At 67.0% G+C, this 18,663-nt stretch carries 22 protein-coding genes and 2 pseudogenes; 15 read left to right on the top strand and 9 right to left on the bottom strand.

Features of this window, described 5'->3' with window-relative positions; all coding sequences use genetic code 11:
* Nucleotides 1-106 precede the first annotated feature (106 nt).
* Nucleotides 107-169, top strand: a pseudogene (locus tag AB0F91_RS41790) (BBE domain-containing protein); the annotation flags it as partial.
* 111 nt (nt 170-280) lie between these two features.
* Here AB0F91_RS41790 and AB0F91_RS41785 read toward each other — a convergent pair.
* From AB0F91_RS41785 to AB0F91_RS41765, 5 genes and pseudogenes are all read right to left on the bottom strand, one after another.
* Nucleotides 281-511, bottom strand: a pseudogene (locus tag AB0F91_RS41785) (WhiB family transcriptional regulator); the annotation flags it as partial.
* A 37-nt stretch (nt 512-548) separates the two neighbouring features.
* Nucleotides 549-857: a DUF427 domain-containing protein gene (locus AB0F91_RS41780; protein ID WP_360607152.1), complete on the bottom strand. Its 309-nt coding sequence runs from the start codon at nt 855-857 to the stop codon at nt 549-551.
* Nucleotides 858-1,061: 204 nt separating this feature from the next.
* A complete protein-coding gene (locus AB0F91_RS41775) occupies nt 1,062-1,391 on the bottom strand; it encodes a hypothetical protein (protein ID WP_360607150.1) in 330 nt (109 codons plus the stop codon).
* 46 nt (nt 1,392-1,437) lie between these two features.
* On the bottom strand, nt 1,438-2,541 hold the full coding sequence (gene tal, locus AB0F91_RS41770; RefSeq protein ID WP_360607148.1) for a transaldolase: 1,104 nt from the start codon (nt 2,539-2,541) through the stop codon (nt 1,438-1,440).
* Entirely contained in the window at nt 2,538-4,145 is a 1,608-nt protein-coding gene (locus AB0F91_RS41765) for a cytochrome bc complex cytochrome b subunit (protein ID WP_360607144.1), read from the bottom strand. The genes tal and AB0F91_RS41765 overlap by 4 nt, the downstream gene beginning before the upstream one ends.
* Before the next feature lie 399 nt (nt 4,146-4,544).
* On the opposite strand from AB0F91_RS41765, the gene AB0F91_RS41760 reads away from it, so the two are divergent.
* The 8 genes from AB0F91_RS41760 (at nt 4,545) to AB0F91_RS41725 (ending at nt 9,159) form a co-directional block, all read left to right on the top strand.
* Nucleotides 4,545-4,865, top strand: a complete 321-nt coding sequence (locus AB0F91_RS41760) for a hypothetical protein (RefSeq protein ID WP_360607142.1) — start codon at nt 4,545-4,547, stop codon at nt 4,863-4,865.
* A gap of 412 nt (nt 4,866-5,277) precedes the next feature.
* The gene (locus AB0F91_RS41755) at nt 5,278-5,925 is read left to right on the top strand and encodes a sigma-70 family RNA polymerase sigma factor (protein ID WP_360607140.1); all 648 of its coding nucleotides are present in this window, start codon (nt 5,278-5,280) and stop codon (nt 5,923-5,925) included.
* A gap of 134 nt (nt 5,926-6,059) precedes the next feature.
* Complete coding sequence (locus AB0F91_RS41750) at nt 6,060-6,494, top strand: DUF5709 domain-containing protein (RefSeq protein ID WP_220242465.1); 435 nt, start codon at nt 6,060-6,062, stop codon at nt 6,492-6,494.
* 46 nt (nt 6,495-6,540) lie between these two features.
* Entirely contained in the window at nt 6,541-7,149 is a 609-nt protein-coding gene (locus tag AB0F91_RS41745; protein ID WP_360607138.1) for a sulfite oxidase-like oxidoreductase, read from the top strand.
* The gene (locus AB0F91_RS41740) at nt 7,149-7,847 is read left to right on the top strand and encodes an FAD-binding oxidoreductase (RefSeq protein WP_360607136.1); all 699 of its coding nucleotides are present in this window, start codon (nt 7,149-7,151) and stop codon (nt 7,845-7,847) included. Before AB0F91_RS41745 ends, AB0F91_RS41740 begins: the two co-directional genes overlap by 1 nt.
* 138 nt (nt 7,848-7,985) lie before the next feature.
* Nucleotides 7,986-8,285 (top strand): AAA family ATPase, encoded by a 300-nt coding sequence (locus AB0F91_RS41735; RefSeq protein ID WP_360607134.1) that lies wholly within the window; start codon nt 7,986-7,988, stop codon nt 8,283-8,285.
* A 38-nt stretch (nt 8,286-8,323) separates the two neighbouring features.
* A complete protein-coding gene (locus tag AB0F91_RS41730; RefSeq protein WP_360607132.1) occupies nt 8,324-8,881 on the top strand; it encodes a hypothetical protein in 558 nt (185 codons plus the stop codon).
* Nucleotides 8,882-8,889: 8 nt separating this feature from the next.
* The gene (locus AB0F91_RS41725; RefSeq protein ID WP_360607130.1) at nt 8,890-9,159 is read left to right on the top strand and encodes a helix-turn-helix transcriptional regulator; all 270 of its coding nucleotides are present in this window, start codon (nt 8,890-8,892) and stop codon (nt 9,157-9,159) included.
* A gap of 131 nt (nt 9,160-9,290) precedes the next feature.
* On the opposite strand, the gene AB0F91_RS41720 is transcribed toward AB0F91_RS41725, so the two are convergent.
* Complete coding sequence (locus tag AB0F91_RS41720) at nt 9,291-10,235, bottom strand: NADP-dependent oxidoreductase (RefSeq protein ID WP_360607128.1); 945 nt, start codon at nt 10,233-10,235, stop codon at nt 9,291-9,293.
* A 223-nt stretch (nt 10,236-10,458) separates the two neighbouring features.
* Between AB0F91_RS41720 and AB0F91_RS41715 the strand changes: the two genes are divergently transcribed.
* Entirely contained in the window at nt 10,459-11,076 is a 618-nt protein-coding gene (locus AB0F91_RS41715) for a TetR family transcriptional regulator C-terminal domain-containing protein (protein ID WP_360607126.1), read from the top strand.
* A 77-nt stretch (nt 11,077-11,153) separates the two neighbouring features.
* Here AB0F91_RS41715 and AB0F91_RS41710 read toward each other — a convergent pair whose 3' ends face one another.
* Complete coding sequence (locus tag AB0F91_RS41710; RefSeq protein ID WP_360607124.1) at nt 11,154-11,504, bottom strand: aldehyde dehydrogenase family protein; 351 nt, start codon at nt 11,502-11,504, stop codon at nt 11,154-11,156.
* A gap of 156 nt (nt 11,505-11,660) precedes the next feature.
* Nucleotides 11,661-11,861 carry a hypothetical protein gene (locus AB0F91_RS41705; RefSeq protein ID WP_360607122.1) on the bottom strand — a complete coding sequence of 67 codons (201 nt, stop codon included), beginning with the start codon at nt 11,859-11,861 and terminating at the stop codon, nt 11,661-11,663.
* A 350-nt stretch (nt 11,862-12,211) separates the two neighbouring features.
* Here AB0F91_RS41705 and AB0F91_RS41700 point away from each other — a divergent pair, with 350 nt between their 5' ends.
* From AB0F91_RS41700 to AB0F91_RS41685, 4 genes are all read left to right on the top strand, one after another.
* Nucleotides 12,212-12,595 carry an MmcQ/YjbR family DNA-binding protein gene (locus AB0F91_RS41700; protein ID WP_360607120.1) on the top strand — a complete coding sequence of 128 codons (384 nt, stop codon included), beginning with the start codon at nt 12,212-12,214 and terminating at the stop codon, nt 12,593-12,595.
* A gap of 493 nt (nt 12,596-13,088) precedes the next feature.
* Complete coding sequence (locus AB0F91_RS41695; RefSeq protein ID WP_360607118.1) at nt 13,089-13,778, top strand: hypothetical protein; 690 nt, start codon at nt 13,089-13,091, stop codon at nt 13,776-13,778.
* A gap of 163 nt (nt 13,779-13,941) precedes the next feature.
* Complete coding sequence (locus AB0F91_RS41690; protein ID WP_360607116.1) at nt 13,942-15,300, top strand: FAD-dependent oxidoreductase; 1,359 nt, start codon at nt 13,942-13,944, stop codon at nt 15,298-15,300.
* 131 nt (nt 15,301-15,431) lie between these two features.
* A complete protein-coding gene (locus tag AB0F91_RS41685; protein WP_360607114.1) occupies nt 15,432-16,802 on the top strand; it encodes an NAD(P)/FAD-dependent oxidoreductase in 1,371 nt (456 codons plus the stop codon).
* A 64-nt stretch (nt 16,803-16,866) separates the two neighbouring features.
* Here the strand turns inward: AB0F91_RS41685 and AB0F91_RS41680 are convergent, their stop codons facing one another.
* Nucleotides 16,867-17,613 (bottom strand): SDR family oxidoreductase, encoded by a 747-nt coding sequence (locus AB0F91_RS41680; RefSeq protein WP_360607112.1) that lies wholly within the window; start codon nt 17,611-17,613, stop codon nt 16,867-16,869.
* Nucleotides 17,614-17,904: 291 nt separating this feature from the next.
* Here AB0F91_RS41680 and AB0F91_RS41675 point away from each other — a divergent pair, with 291 nt between their 5' ends.
* Nucleotides 17,905-18,573, top strand: a complete 669-nt coding sequence (locus tag AB0F91_RS41675; RefSeq protein ID WP_360607110.1) for a hypothetical protein — start codon at nt 17,905-17,907, stop codon at nt 18,571-18,573.
* The last annotated feature ends 90 nt before the right edge of the window (nt 18,574-18,663 follow it).

The raw sequence follows: 18,663 nt of genomic DNA, 5'->3' as shown, positions 1-18,663 counted from the left end.
GTCCGCCGAGCGCAGGATGACCAACTTCCCGTCGGCGGAGGAAGCGACTCGGCCGGTCGAGGTGGAACGAGTGTTGGGCACTGAGCGCTACACGCGCTTGGTCTAGGTCAAGAAGGCCTACGATCCGACCAACCTGTTTCGGCTGAACCACAACGTCGCTGCCGGCTGACCGGGTCCGTGACGCGAGTTCAGGGATGGCGGGGCCGTCGCCCCGACGGCCGGCGATGCACGAGGAAGTGGCTCGCGCCGCCAGGGACTTGTTCGCTGTAATGGCGGCAGTGCGCCGGAGGAGACTGTTGCGTTCCTGTTCGGTGAACCCGCCGAAGATGCCGTGGTCGAGCCCGTTGCCGAGGGCGAGGCACAGGCATTTCAATCGGACCGGGCACGCTGCGCAGATGGCCTTGGCGTGCTGGACTTGCGGTGTCGCGGTGGGGGAGGGGAAGAACACCTCGGGATCTTCCGATCGGCAGGCCGCGGTGGCCTGCCAATCGGTCAGGTTGTTCAGCTGCAGCCAGGTGTTTCGAAGACGGATTGCGGCGAGGGTCGGATCAGTCAAGGATGTCCGCCTCTCGCGAGTCGAACGCCACGTAGCCGGAGAAATCCGTACCGACGCGGTCGACGGCGGACTGGTGTGGGTGGGGGTAGCACCAGGCCGCGTCGTGGGCCTGTGATCCGTCGGTGATGACGTCGTAGTAGCGGGCCGCGCCCTTCCACGGACAGGTGTACTGAGTCGAGCTCGGTTGGAGGCTTCCCTGCCGGATCGCCGCAGGGGGGAAGTAGAGGTTTCCTTCAAGGGAGATCAGGTCGTTCCGTTCGGCCTCGGCGATCACGGTTCCCCCGATGACGGCTTTCACCATTGCGCACACCTCTCGTTGTCGAGGACTGAAGTGAACTACACCCGCCACCATGAATGCACCCGTGGAAATCCCGTGTGAGCGACACCCGTAGATCGTGGTGGGCAGGGAACCGGGCAGCACGATGAACACCAGCGCGCAGACGGCAACTTGGATTGCTTTCCGCGCGCTGGTGCTCGGCGGTTGAGATCATGACGATAGGCTGGTTCAGACGTATCGCCCAGTGAACTGTGCGCCGTCTCCGCAATGCGTGAAGCTCAGGCCGACGATCGAGCCGGCCTCGACAACCCAGTGAAGGTCGTACGAGGCACGGTAGGTGGGCGGCCAGAAGGAGGCGAAACGGCCGTCGGCGTCGATGTACCACTCTCCGCGTGTCGGGTGGCCCCGGTCGGTGTACGTGGTCGCACCGTCGTGGTCGAAGACCTGTTCGGCACCGTCGTCGTAGACGATCCGTCCGGCAGTCAGTGCGGCCACCAGATTCTGGTTGGCCACCTGCTCGCCATCGGCCGGGCTGAGCGACTCCAGCGATCGAGGCATGAGATTCCCTTCGAGACAGTGTGGGTGTGAGCGAGAACGGTGGCCCTCAGCCGAGGAACGCACTTGCTGACGCGTGGAGGGCTCGCCAGCTGGCCGCGAACTTGGCGACACCCTCTCTCTCGAGTGTGTGGTACACGTCGTCGAGATCGATGCCGGCGGCGGCGATGGTGGCGAGGTCGGCCGCCGCCTCTTTGCCGAGCCCGACGACTCGGCCTCCGGCAAGCTCGCCGTGATCGGCGAACGCCGAGAGGGTCGTGGACGGCATCGTGGACACGGTGCCCTGCGTGACGAGGCCGGTCACATACTTGGTGTCGGGAAAGGACGGATCCTTGACACCGGTCGAAGCCCACAGCAACCGCTGGGGGCGTGCTCCGTCGGCGGCAAGGCTCTGCCACCGTGGGGATTCCCACACCGCAGCCAGGGCTTCATGAGCGAGCCGCGCGTTGGCCAGGGCAGCCCGGCCGCGCATTTCGGGGACGCCCATGACGTCGAGCCGTCTGTCCACTTCGGTATCCACCCTGGACACGAACAGCGAAGAGACCGAGTGGGCTGCCGCGAGGTCGTGGCCATTCTCACGAGCTCGCTCGAGCCCGTCGACGAATGCCTCACCGACCTCAGCACACCGCTGCGGCGAGAAGACCAGAGTGACATTCACATTGACGCCTGCCGCCAAGGCACCGGAAACAGCTCGGACGCCCGCTCGGGTGGCGGGGATCTTCACCATGAGGTTGGGCCGGTCGACGAGCTCCCACAGCTGGATCGCGTCCGCGATGGTCGCGTCGGTGTCGTCGGCGAGCTCGGGACTCACCTCGAGCGACACCCTGCCATCAACGCCGTCGGTCTTCTCCCAGATCGGACGGAGTACGTCCGCCGCTTGCTGAACGTCCCAGATCGTCAACGCCCGGACGGACTCTGTTACGTCGATTCCGTTCCTGGCCAGGCGTTTCAGCTGTGGGCCGTAGCGGCTGCTGCGGGCGATGGCGTTGGCGAAGATCGTCGGGTTCGTGGTGACGCCCACCACTGAACTGCTTCGCACCAGGCGTTCGAATTCGCCGTTCTCCAGGATGTCGCGGGAGAGCTCGTCCAGCCAGATCGACACGCCGGCCTCGGTGAGGGCGCGAAGCCGGTCATTGTCGTCGCCTTCGGTCACGTCGTTTTCTCCTGTTCGGCGGCCCGATCCAGGGCGGCGGTCTCTTCGGGCGGGTCCGGCGTCCAGAGCGAGCCGGGGACGGCGCGCCCCGCGGCGCCGAGCTTGTTCATCTTCTTCGGCACCGCGGCGCCCTGGTACTCGAGCGGGATCGCGTGGCCGTGGCTGTCCACGCCGCCCAGCGGCTGGTGGACCTCGATGAACCCGCCGGTCGGCAGGCGCTTGATGATGCCCGTCTCCACGCCGTGCTCCAGCACCTCGCGGTCGGCCCGCTGCAGACCCAGGCAGATCCGGTAGGTGAGGTAGTACGCGATCGGCGGCACGATCAGCACGCCGATTCGGCCGGCCCACGTGCTGGCGTTCAGCGAGATGTCGAACTGGTCGGCGATGATGTCGTTGAAGCCCGACAGCTCGATGACGAGAAAGAACCCGAGCGCCATCATGCCCAGCGCGGTGCGGACCGGTGCGTCGCGCGGGCGCTGAAGCAGGTTGTGGTGTTGCACCTTGTCCTTCGTCAGCTTGCTCTCGATCCAGGGGTAGAGGGTCAGCATGCTGATCAGCAGCCCCATGCCCATCGCGCCGGAGAAGAACACCGCCGGGATCGTGTAGTTCCCGAGGTAGACCTCCCACGCGGGCCAGATGCGCAGCATGCCGTCGGCCCAGGCCATGTACCAGTCCGGCTGCGAACCGGCCGACACCATCGACGGGTTGTACGGCCCGTAGTTCCACACTGGGTTGATCTGGAAAAGACCGGCCATCAACGCGATGACACCCGTGGTGAGCACGGCGAGCGACCCGCCGTGAAGCGCGAACTCGGGCACGATCCGGATGCCGACGACGTTGTCTTCCTTCGCCCGGACCCCCGGGAACTGTGTGTGCTTCTGGAACCACACCAGCACCAGGTGCACGCCGATCAGGGCGAACAGGACCCCCGGCAGCACGAGGATGTGCAGTGTGTAGAGGCGCGGGATGATCTGGTCGCCCGGGAACTCGCCGCCGAACAGCGCCCAGTGGATCCAGGTGCCGATGACCGGCACCGACAAGACGATGCCCGACAAGGTCGCGCGGACACCTGTGCCCGAAAGCAGGTCGTCCGGCAGCGAGTAACCGAAGAACCCCTCGAACATGCTGACCAGGAGCAGGATCACGCCGATCACCCAGTTCGCCTCACGCGGCTTGCGGAACGCGCCGGTGAAGAAGATCCGCAGCATGTGCAGGAGCGTCGCGGCGATGAAGATCAGCGCCCCCCAGTGGTGCAGCTGCCGCACGAACAGCCCGCCACGCACGTCGAACGAGAGGTCCAGGGTCGTCTTGAAGGCCTGCGACATCTCGACGCCCTGCAGGTTCTGGAAGCTGCCGTGGTAGGTGACTTCCTGCATCGAGGGATCGAAGAACAGCGTCAGGTACACGCCTGTCGCGATCACGACGAGGAAGCTGTACAGCGAGACTTCGCCGATCAGGTAGGACCAATGGGTCGGGAACACCTTGTTCATCTGGTGCCGCAGGCCCTTGGCGAGCTTGTACCGCTGATCTGCGTTGTCCGCGGCCTGTCCTAGACGCTTCGCAAGCACGCCCGTCCCCATGGTCGGCGTGGTCAGTGAGCTCATGCAGTGTTCGAGGCAGCGATCGGCCGCGTCTTACCCCCACGGATGGACCCAAGAGAGTGGCTGCCACTACGCGCGTGGCTCCGAACCGGTTTCGCGGCCGAACCCCATGGGGTCGGCCGCCGTGAGACCGCCCCCGACTCGGGTGGCCGGTCTCCTTGCGGGGCGTTCGACCGGACGTGATCCCAGGGCCGCGGTAAGGGGAGATCAGGGGTCGCCGCCAACAGGTGACGACCCAGAGGGAGGGACCTCGTGTTCGCAAGCCAGCGCAGCATTCCGGAGGGAACGGTATTGGAGAAGCCTTCACTGATGACGGGGCACGCGATCGCGGTTCATCATCCGAAGGAGCTTCTGAGGACCGTGGTCTCCGACGGCTCGATAACCCTCTTCGTCAGAGGCGGCGTGATCGAACGAGCGGCCGTCGAGGCACTCTGCGCGGAGCTCGACGTCGCGACCGCGTTGTGCCGCGGGATCGTCACCGTCGACCTGACCGACTGCACCGGACTCGGCACGGCGGCGACGCAACTCCTTCGGGGACATTTCGACACGGCGGGAACCCCGGAATCCCGGTACCGGTTCCGGCTCAACGCCGGCCGTTCGTCGGTGCTCCGCGCGCTCGCCGCCGCCGGCATCCTCACGAAGCGCGAAGCCCGACGGCGCCGTGTCCGCGGTGTCCCGCGTCGCTGGGACACCGACAGCCAGTCGTCGCTTCGAACGGCGTGAGGCCCAACGCGCGGTTCTCAATGGACATTCGGCACGGGGTCGGAGATCTTCTGGACTTAATGGTCCTGTTTTGCTATGAAGGTAGCGACAGTCCCGACAGCTCGCGGGTAGGTGGAGCGGCCCTTGCTGCGCCTCGAAACACGAGCTGCCCGAACGCTCATGGCGTCGGCCCGGTTTGACGGCATCGCGCCAAGCTGTTCGAACACCGAGGCCCAGGGCTCGGTCTCCCGACTCTCCGTGCGTGGTGTGCGAGTCGGTTTCGGTGCTGTCGACAAGTAGCGGCGACGGCGTGGCAGGGGTTTTGCAGATGCTGATGACGGTCATGAGAGAGGGGGTGGGGCGGCATGACGCCGGCCGTATTCCATGTGCAGACGACATACACCGCTGACACCGGACTGAAACCCCGGTTCACGTGACCACCTCGGAGGTCGACGAGCGAGTCCTGGTCGATGGACGGAGCTTCGATCCCGCGTCCGCCGTCTGGGTCCGGGAGTTGAGTCCTGGAAGCCCGGCATTCGAAGACGCCTGTCGCCGGCTGCACGCGATGCTCATCAAGATCGCCAGGAGGGAGACCGTGCGCAGGTCGCCGGTCCTCCGGCTCACCGGCCCCGAACTCGAAGACCTGGCCCACCAGGCCGCGGCTGACGCCCTCATGCGGATCACCCGCAAGATCGGTGAGTTCCGCGGCGACGCGCAATTCAAGACCTGGGCCTTCAAATTCGTCATCCTCGAGGTCTCGACGAAAGTCGGCCGGCACTTCTGGCGGGATCACCGAGTGTCTCTCGACCACTACGAGGCCGAGCGCGCCCGGGCCGCCGTCGGTGACGAACCGCCCCACCAGGTGCAGGCCGTCGAACTCCGGGCCGCCCTCGCCCATGCCATCGAGAACGCACTGACCGAACGCCAACGCCGCGTCTTTGTCGCCGTGGCCATCGACAACATCCCGATGGACGCCCTCGCCGCAAAACTGGAAACCAACCGCAACGCCATCTACAAGGCGATGTTCGACGCCCGGCGCAACATTCGCGCCTACCTGGTGGACAACGACTTCATCTGCTGACCGCCGTGGTTGACGCGGCCACACGCTGTCGGACAACCCACAACGGTAGGTTGGCCTTTTCGCCAATATGGACTATATAGTCCGCCTCAGTGAGGGCCGCGCGACCAGCGCGGGTGATCGGATGGGAGAACTCCATGAGCGACGACACTGACGAGTACGACGGTGGTGTCGACCTGGATGACGGTGTTCTGGATCCCGAGGACAGCCTCGTGGACCGTGGTGTGTCCGACGTCCTGGACGAGGGGTACACGCCGCCGGAACGGCCCTCCGCGGTCTTCGACTGGGGGCTCACGGCACGGGAGGCCGCGGGCCACGAGGAGCTCGGCAAGCGGCTCCGGCGTGAAGTGCCGGATGTCTTTCCCGTCGCGGATGAGGGTGACGGGCTCGGGGACGCGTCCGACACGGACGGGGAGCTGTACGACGACCAGGTCGGAGAGGCGCGCGCGGGCCGGCTGGTCGAAGACCCGGACGCCGACGAGGTGTATCCCTACCTCTTCGCCTCCGACGTGGGGGTGGACGGCGCCGCGGCGTCCGCCGAAGAAGCGGCCATTCACATCGTCCCGGAATGAGTGCCGGAGCTCTCCGGCACTGAACGAATGAGAAAGGTGGACAGACATGGTAGCGACGAGAGGCTTCGTCGGGCGTCAACCCTCCAGCCGAGACCCTCGGCTGCCACCCGGTCAATACGACGCGGGTGACGAATGGCCGGTGCTGCACGCGGAGGCGACTCCGTCGATCGACACCGCGAACTGGACTTTCACGATCGACGGCCTCGTCGACACACCGACCAGCTGGACCTGGGACGAGATCCACGCACTCGAACCGGACCGGTACGAAGGCGCCATCCACTGCGTCACGACGTGGTCCAAGTTCGGGATGACCTTCGACGGGGTCTCCATCGACACCCTGCTCGAAATCACCGGGGTGCGTGACGACGCGGCGTACGTGATGGCGCGCTCGCACACCGGGTACACCACCAATCTGCCGATCGAGGACGTCGTCGACGGTCGAGCCTGGGTGGTGTGGGACGTCAACGGCGCGCCACTGGACGACATCCACGGTGGCCCGGCCCGGCTCCTCGTGCCGCACCTGTACTTCTGGAAGAGCGCCAAATGGGTGTCGGGACTGAAGTTCATGGCCGAGGACGAGCAGGGCTTCTGGGAACGAAACGGCTACCACGACCACGGTGACCCGTGGCTCGAGCAGCGTTACCAGGGGGACTGATGGCCTCCCGTTCGTCCTGGCAGACCGCCGTGGTGGCCGCCATCGGTCCGGAGACTTCCCACGCGAAGACCTTCCGGTTGCGGCTCACCGAACCGCGGACACACCGGCCCGGCCAGTTCTACGTCGTCCGGCTGACCGCGCCGGACGGCTACCACGCCCAGCGCGATTACTCCGTGGCGAGCTCGCCCGGTGGGGACGACATCGAGCTCACGGTCGAGATGCTGCCCGACGGTGAGGTATCGGGATTTCTGCACAACGTCGTCGAAGTCGGGGACGTGCTGGAGGTCCGCGGTCCGGTCGGCAGGTTCTTCTCGTGGGACGGTGCCACGCCGATCCTGGGCCTCGCCGGGGGCTCGGGTGTGGTCCCGCTCATGTCCATGTTGCGGCTTGCGCGACGTGCGAACCGCCCCGACCTGATGCGGCTTGTCGTGTCCGTCCGATCGCCCGCCGATCTGTACTACGCGGACGAGATCTCCGGTCCGGAGACCACGGTCGTCTACACCCGCGACGCGCCCGCGGGCAGCGCCCGTCCCGTGGGTCGCCTCACGGCCGAGGACGTGCGCCCTCTCGTGGAGTCCGACCGCGAGGTGTATGTGTGCGGCTCGGCGGGCTTTTGCGACGGAGCCACCAAGCTGCTTCTCGAGGTCGGAGTCGACGTCCAGCGAATCCGCATCAGCCGGTGGGGTCCGACCAGCTGAGCCGGCCGTTGCCGACACGTCACGGTGCCAGGGGCCGTGGCGTAGCGATCGCTGACGAGGCGTGGTTGTGCACCGATATCTACCGGAGTGCGTGACTACACCGAAATGCTGAGTCGAAGCAGACGTTGGGGAGACGCGGTGAGCGGCGACGACCCGGCTCCGACGCTGTTCGGCCGGCGTCGCGAGCTCGAGGTGATCGGCGAGATCCTCGGCGAAGTCAGGCGGGGACGCAGCGCCGTGCTCGTGGTTTGCGGCGAGGCGGGGGTCGGCAAGTCCACGTTGCTGGATCACGCGGTCGCGGTGGTCGCCGATCTGCAGGTCATCCACGTGGCCCGGGCCGAATCGGAGGCAGAGTTCGCCTTCTCCGGGCTGCACCAGGTGTGTGCGCCGCATCTGGACGGCTCGATCACCTGCCGGCTCCGCAACGCGCGGCCCTGACCACTGTGTACGGTCTGACGAAGGGGAACCCGCCGGACTTGTTCGTGGTGGGCCTGGCTGTGCTGACGTTTTTGGCAGAGGTCGTTGCGGAGCAGCCGCTGGTGTGTGTGGTCGACGACGCACAGTGGCTCGACAGCGCCTCGATACGGACGCTGTCGATCCTCGCACGCCGACTGCGGGTCGATCCGGTGGCGATGATCTTCGCCATCCGTGACGGGCAGAATCGGGACATGGCGGGCCTCGTGCGACTGCCCGGCCTGGCGCTCACCGGGCTCGCCGACCGGGATGCGCGGGCACTGTTGGCAGCGACGGTGCCCGGTCCGATGGACGAGCGGGTGCGCGAGCGCATCCTCGCGCAGGCGCGGGGCAACCCGTTGGCGCTGCGGGAATTGCCGCGCTCGGCAAACGCGCCCACGTTCGCCGGAATTCGTTCGCGGCGCGTGCGTTCGGCGAACCCGTCGGCGCGCACGCGCCGGAAGGCCGGTAGTACGGACACCCGAGCGGCGAAGCTGCGTTCGATGCGTCGCGACATCGGTCGCTCTTCGCCCACCGATCCGAACGGGAACGCCGGCGTGACGAAGCAGCCGACCAGCTGAGGCAGGCCTTGCCCACCGCCGCTGCCGGCGCCATCGTGGAAGCGCGGGTGGCGTCGCCGGCGGAACAGCTGAGCGGCCGGGAAGTCACCATCGCGCGGCTGGCGGCCGAAGGGTGCACCAATTCCGAAATCGCCGCGCAGCTGTTCCTCAGCGCCCGCACGGTCGAGTGGCACATGGGCAAGATCTTCGGGAAGCTCGGCATCGCGTCGAGAAGGAAGCTCAAGGCCGCACTCAGTGGTGCGCTCGCGGGCAGCGGGGCACGCCAGGGCTCGTGGTGAAGCTCGGCGGATCCGCGAGTCTCACCACGAGCCGTCGCCGGGACGTCCTGCGGAACGCTGGGGCCATACCGTCGAGGTCGCATCGCTGACGGTGCCGACCGGGAAGTCGGAACCGATTTCGTCCGCGCTTGTTACGGGCGAACGCGGATGATCGTCTTGCCCTTTTTCCGCTCGGTCGGGTTGAACGCGGCCACGGCGTCGTCGAGGCTCGCCACGGTGCCGATGTTCGTGCGCACCCGGCCGTCGCGCACCCGCTGCGCGATTTCACCCAGCTGAGCACGGTCGGCCTCGACGACGAAGTCGACCGCCAGGCCCTCGGCGGGCCGGGACTCCGGCGGGCCGGCGATCGTCACCAGCGTCCCACCGGCCCGAACCAAACCCGCCGACCGCGACCCGATGTCACCACCGAAAACATCGAACACCAGATCCACACCGCCGACGTCCTCCAACGCGTCGTTCTCCAGATCGACGAACTCCTGCACCCCGAAATCGTGGGCCGTCGCACGATCGGCCGCACGCCCCGTGCCCACCACGTAAGCACCGGCCTCACGCGCGAGTTGCGTCGCCATCGACCCGACCGTTCCGGCTGCGCCGTGTACGAGGATCCGCTGTCCCGCCTCGAGCCGGCCGTGCACGAACAACCCCTGCCACGCGGTGAGGCCCGCCATGACAAGGCCCGCGCCGGTCGTGAAGTCGACGTCGCCCGGCAGCGGCGCGAGATTGCGCGCTTCAACGACCGCGTACTCCGCCAGCGTGCCGTCGCGGGTCCAGTCCGTGAGACCGAACACCCGTTGACCGACCGACAATCCCGCGGCGCCGTAGCTGAGGGCGGTGACCACGCCGGCTACCTCGTGTCCGGGGATCGACGGCGTCCGGTCCCGGCCACGGCGATCGACCCAGGTCGAGGGCCACGACAGCTCATCCCAGGTGAAGCCTGAGGCGTGAACCTCGACGACGACATCGCCGTAGTTCGCCCCGGCGAGGTCGGCGAGCATCGCCACGTCGGGGTCGGGCCGCTCCGCCAGCGTCATCCCGGCCCTTCCCGCGGCCTCGTCCGTCACCACAATCGCCTTCATCCGGAACCTCTTCTCTGCTGTGCGCGGTGATCACGTCCACGTTTTGTGAACTGAAAAGTCCATTATGGGGAACTCAACCTCGGCAGCGGTGGGCCGGTCCGCGCCGCCGAGGTTGAGTTCGAATCTACTGTCTTGCCCTCAGCGGATAAGAAGTGGACCATATGGACCCTGATTGCTCAGGGGGAAGTCCCCCGCTGGAAGGAGTGCGGCTACTGTTGCCACCATGACGGCCGACTGGTATGACAGGCCCTGCCCGAGTCGCGACAAATCCGAGCCGGGACCCCGTGCGCGCGTCGTGGCAGCGGCGACCACGCTCCTGCTGCGCGAAGGCGTTTGCTCGCTCACCGCGGCGCGTGTTCATGCTGCCGCTCGCGTGACTCAGGCTGAGCTCAACCAGCTGTTTCCCGACTCCGGCGGGATCGTGGAGGCGATCGTCGAGGCCCAGCTCGAGGTCGTCTTGCGGGCGCAGCGACCCAGCCTGAACGCAGTCGAACGCCTCACGGACCTCGAACAGTGGCAGTCGCGACTGCTCGATTCGTGCGCGGCGCAAGGCGGTTGCCCTCTCGGCTCGCTCATCTACCACCTCGCTCACCGCCACGATCGTGGCCGGCTCGCGCTCGCCACAGCGTTTTCCCGGTGGCAGGGCTTGCTCACCTCGGCCTTGTCGCGCATCCAGGCCGCGGGGGATCTCGATTCCAATGTGGCGCCGGATGTCCTTGCCATCGGCGTCATCGCTGCCCTGCAAGGAGGGTATCTGCTGGCGCAGACCACTCAGGATGCCGATCAATTGCGCGCCTCGCTCGACATGGCCCTCGGCCAGGTCCGCTTCCACGCGACGTGAGCGGCGGTACAACCCGAGAGGTCGGGCAGTACCGTCCTGCTCGCAGCCCTGTCGCTGGTCAGTGGCGGTAGCCACTGTCAGTCCTCGATCCGCCGTTCACCTGCTCTGTCTTTGCTTGTGCGGCGCAGCCTGCCGGTAAACCCCGGACTATATAGTCCAGGTGATGAGGGTTCAACCTGCTGTTTTTCAGCGCCATCGACGCCGGATTCCTTGGCCCCGTCGAACGGGAGGCCCCAGTAGTGCCGCGAGCTTCCGTTGATCCACACGTAACCGGCCTCCAGCTCACGGGCGATCCGATGAGCACGGGTGACGTCACTGGTGAAGATACCCGCGGTCAGTCCGTGTTCGCTGCTGTTGGCGATGGCGACGGCCTCGGTTTCGTCTCGAAAGGTCAGCACCGTCAGGACCGGGCCGAAGATTTCGGCCACCGCCGCCGCGTTGTCGCGCGAGACACCCGCCAGGGTGGCCGGTGCGAATCGACCGGACCTGGTTGACGACCGCGTCGATGACCTGATCGGCAACCGATTCGTGGAGCAGCAGCCGGCTGGCCGAACCGTAAGACGGGCCGGCGGTGGCCGTGTAGTTCATCCCGAACACCGCGTGACCAGCTGCAAACCGCCTTCGGCGAACCCCGATCCCTTGCCGTAGAGGCGTTCGTAGAGGTCACCGAACGAAACTGAGATGTCCTCCAGCCCGGCGCCGTCGACCGCGCCGGCCGGCAAGGACGTCAGAACCTCAGCCAGCTGCATCGTGTACCGGAAGTCGGCTTCGTTGCGGTAGGTCACGTTGCCGAACTCCAGCTTCTGCGAGCTGAGCCGGTCGTCCAGTTCCGCGTGAAGGTGGAGAGGTCGCGGTTCAGCTCGTCCAGGAACGGACGGAGAATCTCGCGAACGGCCGTGAAGAGTCAGTGCGAGTCGCTGTCCTGCACCCAGACCAAGGCGGTCACCGTCGTGACGGAGTGACTCGGACACCACCCCGGCGCCCGAGTCGCAGGTGAGCGCATCCGCCCCCTCCGACTCGGGCCGATCTAGTTCGCGGTGCTGCCCGGTTGACGGCCTCCGCCGTAAGAACCTCCGCTGTCGCGGTAGCTGAGTACTTGGCGATCGAAGCCGAATCGACAGAGGAGTTGGTCACCTTGGACGGCGACAAGCTGCAGAAGATCGCGGGTGACTGCGGTGTGGCACTGCCCGGCGCCGACCTCGAGCACCGTTTCGGCCCCGATTGGGACCTCTACAAGGTGCGCGGCAAGGTCTTCATGCTCATGACCGACCTGCCGGGGCACCCGGTGGTGGTCGTGAAAGCAGATCCGGACAACGCCACCGCGCTGCGTGAGCGGCACGCGGACATCACCCTCGGCTACCACATGAACAAGAAGCACTGGATCACGATGGAAGGCGGGGGCACCATCGGCGCGAAGCTGGTGAAGGAGCTCGTGATCGATTCCTACCGTCTCGTGGTCGGCGGGCTTCCGAAGTCCGAGCGGCCCGTGGATCCTCAGATCTACGGCCGCCGCGCCTGAGCTGCTGCCGCTGATTCCTGCGGATCAACGAGCATCGACTCGCGGCATGCGACGGGGAGCTATGACCGACAGTTTCACCGGCCGAGAAACGGCCGCGATCGGTGGCTGCGGCGACACGGGGGAGGAGCCCGTGACCGACGCCGCGCACCGTGCTGCCGAGGATGACGGGTTCGAGATGTTCATCCGGGCGTGGTTGGAGCTTCTGGACACCGTTCGGAGCCAGCCCGGCGACGACGGGTTGATCAGCGCGGCGCCGGATCCGGCGTGCGCGGAACCGGGCGCGCGGTGTCGACGCCGGCGTACTGGTGTCCTATGTGGACCTGGCTGAGCCCTCCGCGCCTCGCGTGACACACGGGTTCCGCGCGGCACGGGGACGGTACGGTCCGTTCTGCGCGCTCGTGCGGCTGACTGGAACGCAGAGCTCGGCATGCCCAGGTGTGGGACAACGCCACGTCCGCCGGCTACGGACTGAACAGTGAGCAGGAGGCGCCCGATGAAGATCGGTTTGCACGCGCGGGATATTCCTGTCTTGGTCGGTGCCGCTGTCACGGAGTCGGAACTCGCTTATGACCACCTGGTGGGGCGCGACCCGGTCATGCGCTGCCTTGTTCGCCGGTTCGGCCGGCCGGAGCCGTTCAGCCGCCGGGAGGAAGCCGGTCTCGGCGGCCATTTCCCGGCGCTGGTTCGCTACTTCGGTGCGAGGCAGTTCCGCGCGCCGTCGACTTCCACGGTGTACACGCAGATCTGCCGTGCGTCGGGCGGCCACCCGTCTCCGGCGATGGTCGCCGACCTCGGTGCCGCCCGGCTGACCGCACTGGGTGTGCCGCGGGCGGACGCCGACCGGCTGGTGCGGCTTTCGCAGGCACAACTGGCCGGCGACATCGACCTGGACCTCCTCGTCGGGCGCAACGACAGCCAAGTCCGGCAGATTTTTGCGCGGTACGGGATTCCCCGTGATGTGACGGACCTGTTCCTGATCCGCCGCCTGCACCGGCCGGACGTGCTGCCGGTCGACGACCCGGTGCTCGCCCGGGTTGTCCGGCGGATCTGGGCGTGTGGCAGCGCCGACGAAGGGTTCGGCCGGCAGTGGGCGCCGTTCCGCACCTATGCCGCGGCTCTGCTGTGGGAGGTGTCGCAGGCGGTGCCGCCGCAGGGCGGCTGGAAGATCCAAGACCCAGGGTAAGAACTGTCGCCGGCACGGCGCAGAGGATCGGGCTACACGATTGAGAGCCCGGACAGAGCGGTGTGCGCACGATGCCCGGCCCGGGTGCGATGGCTCGATTCCGTGCCGGGCAGCGAGTTCGACTAGGGCATCTTCGGCCGCGGACTTGAGAAACAGAGGCCTCATGCGCAAGATTTTGATCGTCGGCGGCGGATACGCGGGCTTCTACGCCGCATGGAAACTCGAAAAGAAGCTGCGCCGGGACGAGGCCGAAGTGACGGTGGTCGACCCGCGGCCGTACATGACCTATCAGCCGTTCTTGCCCGAGGTGGTGGCCGGGTCGATCGAGGCGCGGCACGCCGCGGTGTCGCTGCGCCGCCACCTCCACCGCACACGGATCATCACCGGGATGGTCGACGCGATCGACCACAAACGCCGTTCGGTGACGATCCGGCGTGCCGGCGGGGACCCGTTGGAACAGGGTTACGACGTCGTCGTGGTCACCGCCGGCGCGGTCACCCGCAAGTTCCCGGTGCCGGGCATCACCGAACAGGCCATCGGCCTCAAGCACGTGGAGGAAGCGGTCGCGATCCGCGACCGGCTGCTGACGTCGTTCGACCGAGCGGCCGCGCTGCCGCCGGGACCGTACCGGCAGAAGCTGCTCACCGCCACTTTCGTCGGGGGTGGGTTCTCCGGCGTCGAGGGCTTCGCCGAGTTGCTGTCGCTCGCGACCGCGCTGCTGAAGCGCTATCCCGAACTGCATCGCGACGAGCTTCGGTTCCACCTCGTCGAAGCGTCGGGCCGGATCTTGCCCGAGGTCACCGAGGCGCCAGGACGGTGGGTCGTGCGTTTTCTGCGACGACGTGGTGCGCAGGTGCACCTGGACACGCAGATCAGGTCGATGACCGGTGGGCACGTGCTGCTCTCCACCGGCGAGGAGTTCGATTCGGAGCTCATCGTGTGGACGGCCGGCAACGCGGCGAACCCGGTTGTGGAAAAGCACACCGACCTCCCGGTGGACGAGCGCGGATTCGTCGTCGCCCGGCCGGACCTGCGGGTCGGTACCGAGGCCGAACCAGTACCCGACGCATGGGCCGCCGGCGACGACGCCGCGATCGAAGATCTCACCTCGCCGATCCCTGGCACCCGCACGGTGCCCAACGCCCAACACGCCGTGCGCCAGGGCAAGCTGCTCGCCCGCAACATCGTCGCGACCATGCGCGGCGGAAAGCCGAAGAACTACCGTCACCACAGCCTCGGCTCCATCGCGGAGCTCGGCATCGGTCACGGGATCTTCCAGTATCGGCGACTCGTGATCAAGGGACCCCTCGCCTGGCTGATGCATCGTGGCTATCACGTGCTGGCCGTGCCCAGCTGGGAACGCAAGGTCCGAGTGCTCGTGATCTGGCTGACCGCCGGGTTGTTCGGCCGGGACATCCTCTCGCTGGCGTCGGTGCAGCACCCTCGCGACGCTTTCCTCGACGGCGGTGAACCCGCGGCGCTGCCCGACCGGACTTCTCCGGACCGAACCTCGCCGCGTTGACGGTTTCCCGTTCGTCGGAGAATCGCGCGTTCGCCGCAGCGCGAGTCTTTTCGGGCCTGGTCCGTGCGACGGGGGAGCCGACCTCGACCACGACCGGAATGACAGGACAGACCCATCGGATGGTGGTCTTGATGAGTGAACACTTCGACGCGATCGTGATCGGCATGGGCACCGGCGGTGAAGCCGCCGCTTACCGGCTCGTGGCCAGCGGAAAACGGGTCGCGGTCATCGAAAAGGAGCTGATCGGCGGGGAATGTGCCTACTGGGCCTGCATCCCGTCCAAGACCCTGCTGCGTTCCACCGAAGCTCGCGTCGAAGCCGAGCGCACCGCCGGGCTCACGCGGCCGGGTCTGGAGTGGACGACGTTGCGTGACTACCGCGACTTCATGGTCCGGCACCTCGACGACTCCGGCCAGGTCGACAGTTTGCGCAAGCTCGGGGCCACCGTGATCAAGGCGACCGCGCGCCTGGCCGGGCCCGGGCAGGTCGAGGTCCAGGGCCGCACGCTGACCGCCGACCACGTCGTCATCGCCACTGGCGCGGCTCCGAGCCACCTGTCGATCGCCGGTCTGGCCGATGTGCCGGTGTGGACCAACCGCCAGACAACCACCCTCACCCGGATCCCGGAACGGGTGACCTTCCTCGGCGGCGGCGCCACCGGCATCGAACTCGGCCATTTCCTGACTCGCATGGGCAGCCAGGTCACCATCGTGCAGCGTGGCGCACGCTTGCTGGACCGCGAAGATCCAGCACTGGGCGACTTGATCGCCGAGCTGTTGACTGCGGACGGAATCGACGTGCGGCCCGGCGTCCGAGCGCACACCGTCCGGCGCGCTTCCGGCCGGCGTGGCGAAGAGATCGTCGTCGAGCTGGATGACGGCACCACTGTGGACACGGATGTCCTCGTCAACGCCACCGGTCGCACTCCCTGCACCGCCTCCCTGAACCTGGAGGCCGTCGGCGTGCGGCCCGGGTCGCGGGGGCACATCGAAGTAGACGAAAACTGCCGGGCCGGCGACGGGCTGTGGGCCGTCGGAGACGTGACCGGAGTCGCACTGTTCACCCACGTGGCCACCTACCAGGGCCGCGTGGTGGCCGACAACATTTTGGGCCGCCCGCGCGTGGCCAACTACACCGCGGTCCCCCGCATGGTCTTCACCCAGCCCGAGATCGCCGCCGTGGGCCTCACCCCCGCGTTGGCCCGCGGCCAGGGGATCGACATCGTGGCCTCCACCCTGCAGCTGGCCGACGACATCGCGCGCCCCTACACCTACGAGACGGACCCCTACGGCACCTTCACACTGATCGCGGACCGCCGGCGGCGCACACTCGTCGGTGCCTGGGCCGTCGCTCCGCTGGCCGGCGAGTGGATCAACACCGCCGCCTTCGCCATCCGGCACCACCTCACCATCGACGATCTCGCCGACGCCATCGTCCAGTTCCCCAGCTACACCGAAGCCCTCACCCTCGCCGCCGACAAACTCGTCAGTCAGCTGCAGTGATGAACGGCCGGCAGGATGCGGAACCCCTGCCGGCCGTTGAAGGTTCGTCCTCTCGTGCGCTCGGTCAGATGGCCAACCCGGCGCCGCCGGACACCACGATCTCCTGCCCGGTGATGTAGGCGGCCCCGTCCGAAGCCAGGAACGCGGCGGTCCCGGCGATGTCCTCAGGCGTGCCCAGGCGACCGAACGGGTTCTTCTCCGCCATCTCCGCCATCGTCGCGGGGACGTCGTCAGATCCCGTGCCGAGCGCGGTCCGCGTCATGGGGGTGTCGGTGAATCCCGGGCTCACGGCGTTGACCCGGATGCGGCGCGGGGCGAGCGCCAAGGCCAGCGTCGGGATCATGGCCAGCAACGCGCCGTGCGACCCGGCCGCGATGCTGTTGCCGGTCAGGCTTCGCGTCGCTCCGATTCCCACTGTGACAATGACAGAAGCGCCGTCGGTCAGCAGCGGCAGTGCCTTGACCAGGGTGAAGAACTGCCCTTTGGTGTTGACGGCGAACACCTCGTCGAAGGCCGCTTCGTCGCAGACGTCCAGGGTCACCGGCCGGCTGACGCCGGCGTTCAGGTACAGCGTGGTCAGACTCCCGAATCGTTCGCCGACTTCGGACACGACCTTGTCGGTGTCCGCGAGCGAGCGCGCGTCGGCTTGCAAGACCAGGACGTCTTCGGGGAGCTCCTCGCGCGCCCGGGCGACGCTTTCCGGACGTTGTCCGGTGACCGCGACGCGATAGCCACGGCGGTGCAGAACCTGCGCGGTCGCCTTCCCGATCCCGCTGGTGCCGCCGGTGATCAGGGCTGCACGTGCCGACATGGTGATCACTCCACAGTAGTTGGTGTCTTGACACGACAACTCGACGACATGGCGCCGAGCCCGGCCGGTGTCGCGAGGTGCCAGAGGACGGCTACCCCGCGTATCCATCATGCACCGAAGAGAACCATATAGTCCACTCGTGTGGCCGATCAGCGGCGGATACCATCACGGATCGGCTGAAGAGATACGCGAGATGAGTGCGCGTTCCGGGGTGTCCGTCTGGATCGACGTGACCTGTTCCTGGACTATATCGGCCATATTTGGGACCCTGGTGACGTGACCATGACTCGCATGGGGAAGCGCGCAACCAAGGAACAGCGCGCCGCATACGAGTACTTGGGCTCGCGCGGCGACTCGCTCGCCCTGTGGGTGCGGTCGACAGGACCGATCGACGCCTACGAGTCACACCTTCCGGTCGAGGTCCACGGTCCGCTCGAATGGTTGTCGTTCGCGATCGCCTCGCGGCAGCTCAGCACGGCAACCGCCTTGGCGATCTACAACCGGCTTGTCACGCAACTGGGCGGCGCCATCACCACGGAACGGGTCGTCACGGCCGACGAACGGACTCTGCGCGGAGCCGGCTTGTCCCACCAGAAAGCCAGGGCAATCCGCGAGGTTGCCGAACGTGCCGATGACGGCCTGCTGGATCCGGACAAGCTCGCGGCGATGTCGGATGCCGAAATTCAAACCAAACTCGTGGCCGTGGCGGGTATCGGTCCTTCGACCGCGCAGATGTTCATGATGCGGTACCTGCGCCGACCGGACATCTTTCCGGCCGGAGACCTCGCTGTGCGCTCGGCGATCACGACATTCGATCGACTGGACAGGCGGATCACGCTGAAGGCCGCGGAGCAACGCAGTGGGCCATGGCGGCCGTATCGGTCGTATGCGACGTCGTACCTGTGGGGCTACGTGTGGGAGCTGCACCGTACAGGTGAAGGACCCGGCACAGCACCTTAGAGCGCGTCTCATGTGGTGAGTTTTCGGAGTTTCTTGTAGCAGGTCAGGGCGGCTCCGAGGGTGAGGAAGGCGAGGAAGTGGCTGGCTTTG

It is taken from the genome of Amycolatopsis sp. NPDC023774, assembly GCF_040639695.1.
Lineage (GTDB): Bacteria > Actinomycetota > Actinomycetes > Mycobacteriales > Pseudonocardiaceae > Amycolatopsis.
This window is presented reverse-complemented; position numbering and strand designations above follow the sequence as displayed.

Bases quoted from the DNA above. Each gene is read 5' to 3' on its own strand.
- AB0F91_RS41780 (WP_360607152.1), bottom strand. From the start codon at position 857: ATGGTGAAAGCCGTCATCGGGGGAACCGTGATCGCCGAGGCCGAACGG.
- AB0F91_RS41775 (WP_360607150.1), bottom strand. From the start codon at position 1,391: ATGCCTCGATCGCTGGAGTCGCTCAGCCCGGCCGATGGCGAGCAGGTG.
- AB0F91_RS41765 (WP_360607144.1), bottom strand. From the start codon at position 4,145: ATGAGCTCACTGACCACGCCGACCATGGGGACGGGCGTGCTTGCGAAG.
- AB0F91_RS41750 (WP_220242465.1), top strand. From the start codon at position 6,060: ATGAGCGACGACACTGACGAGTACGACGGTGGTGTCGACCTGGATGAC.
- AB0F91_RS41745 (WP_360607138.1), top strand. From the start codon at position 6,541: ATGGTAGCGACGAGAGGCTTCGTCGGGCGTCAACCCTCCAGCCGAGAC.
- AB0F91_RS41740 (WP_360607136.1), top strand. From the start codon at position 7,149: ATGGCCTCCCGTTCGTCCTGGCAGACCGCCGTGGTGGCCGCCATCGGT.
- AB0F91_RS41720 (WP_360607128.1), bottom strand. From the start codon at position 10,235: ATGAAGGCGATTGTGGTGACGGACGAGGCCGCGGGAAGGGCCGGGATG.
- AB0F91_RS41715 (WP_360607126.1), top strand. From the start codon at position 10,459: ATGACGGCCGACTGGTATGACAGGCCCTGCCCGAGTCGCGACAAATCC.
- AB0F91_RS41695 (WP_360607118.1), top strand. From the start codon at position 13,089: ATGAAGATCGGTTTGCACGCGCGGGATATTCCTGTCTTGGTCGGTGCC.
- AB0F91_RS41690 (WP_360607116.1), top strand. From the start codon at position 13,942: ATGCGCAAGATTTTGATCGTCGGCGGCGGATACGCGGGCTTCTACGCC.
- AB0F91_RS41685 (WP_360607114.1), top strand. From the start codon at position 15,432: ATGAGTGAACACTTCGACGCGATCGTGATCGGCATGGGCACCGGCGGT.
- AB0F91_RS41680 (WP_360607112.1), bottom strand. From the start codon at position 17,613: ATGTCGGCACGTGCAGCCCTGATCACCGGCGGCACCAGCGGGATCGGG.
- AB0F91_RS41675 (WP_360607110.1), top strand. From the start codon at position 17,905: ATGGGGAAGCGCGCAACCAAGGAACAGCGCGCCGCATACGAGTACTTG.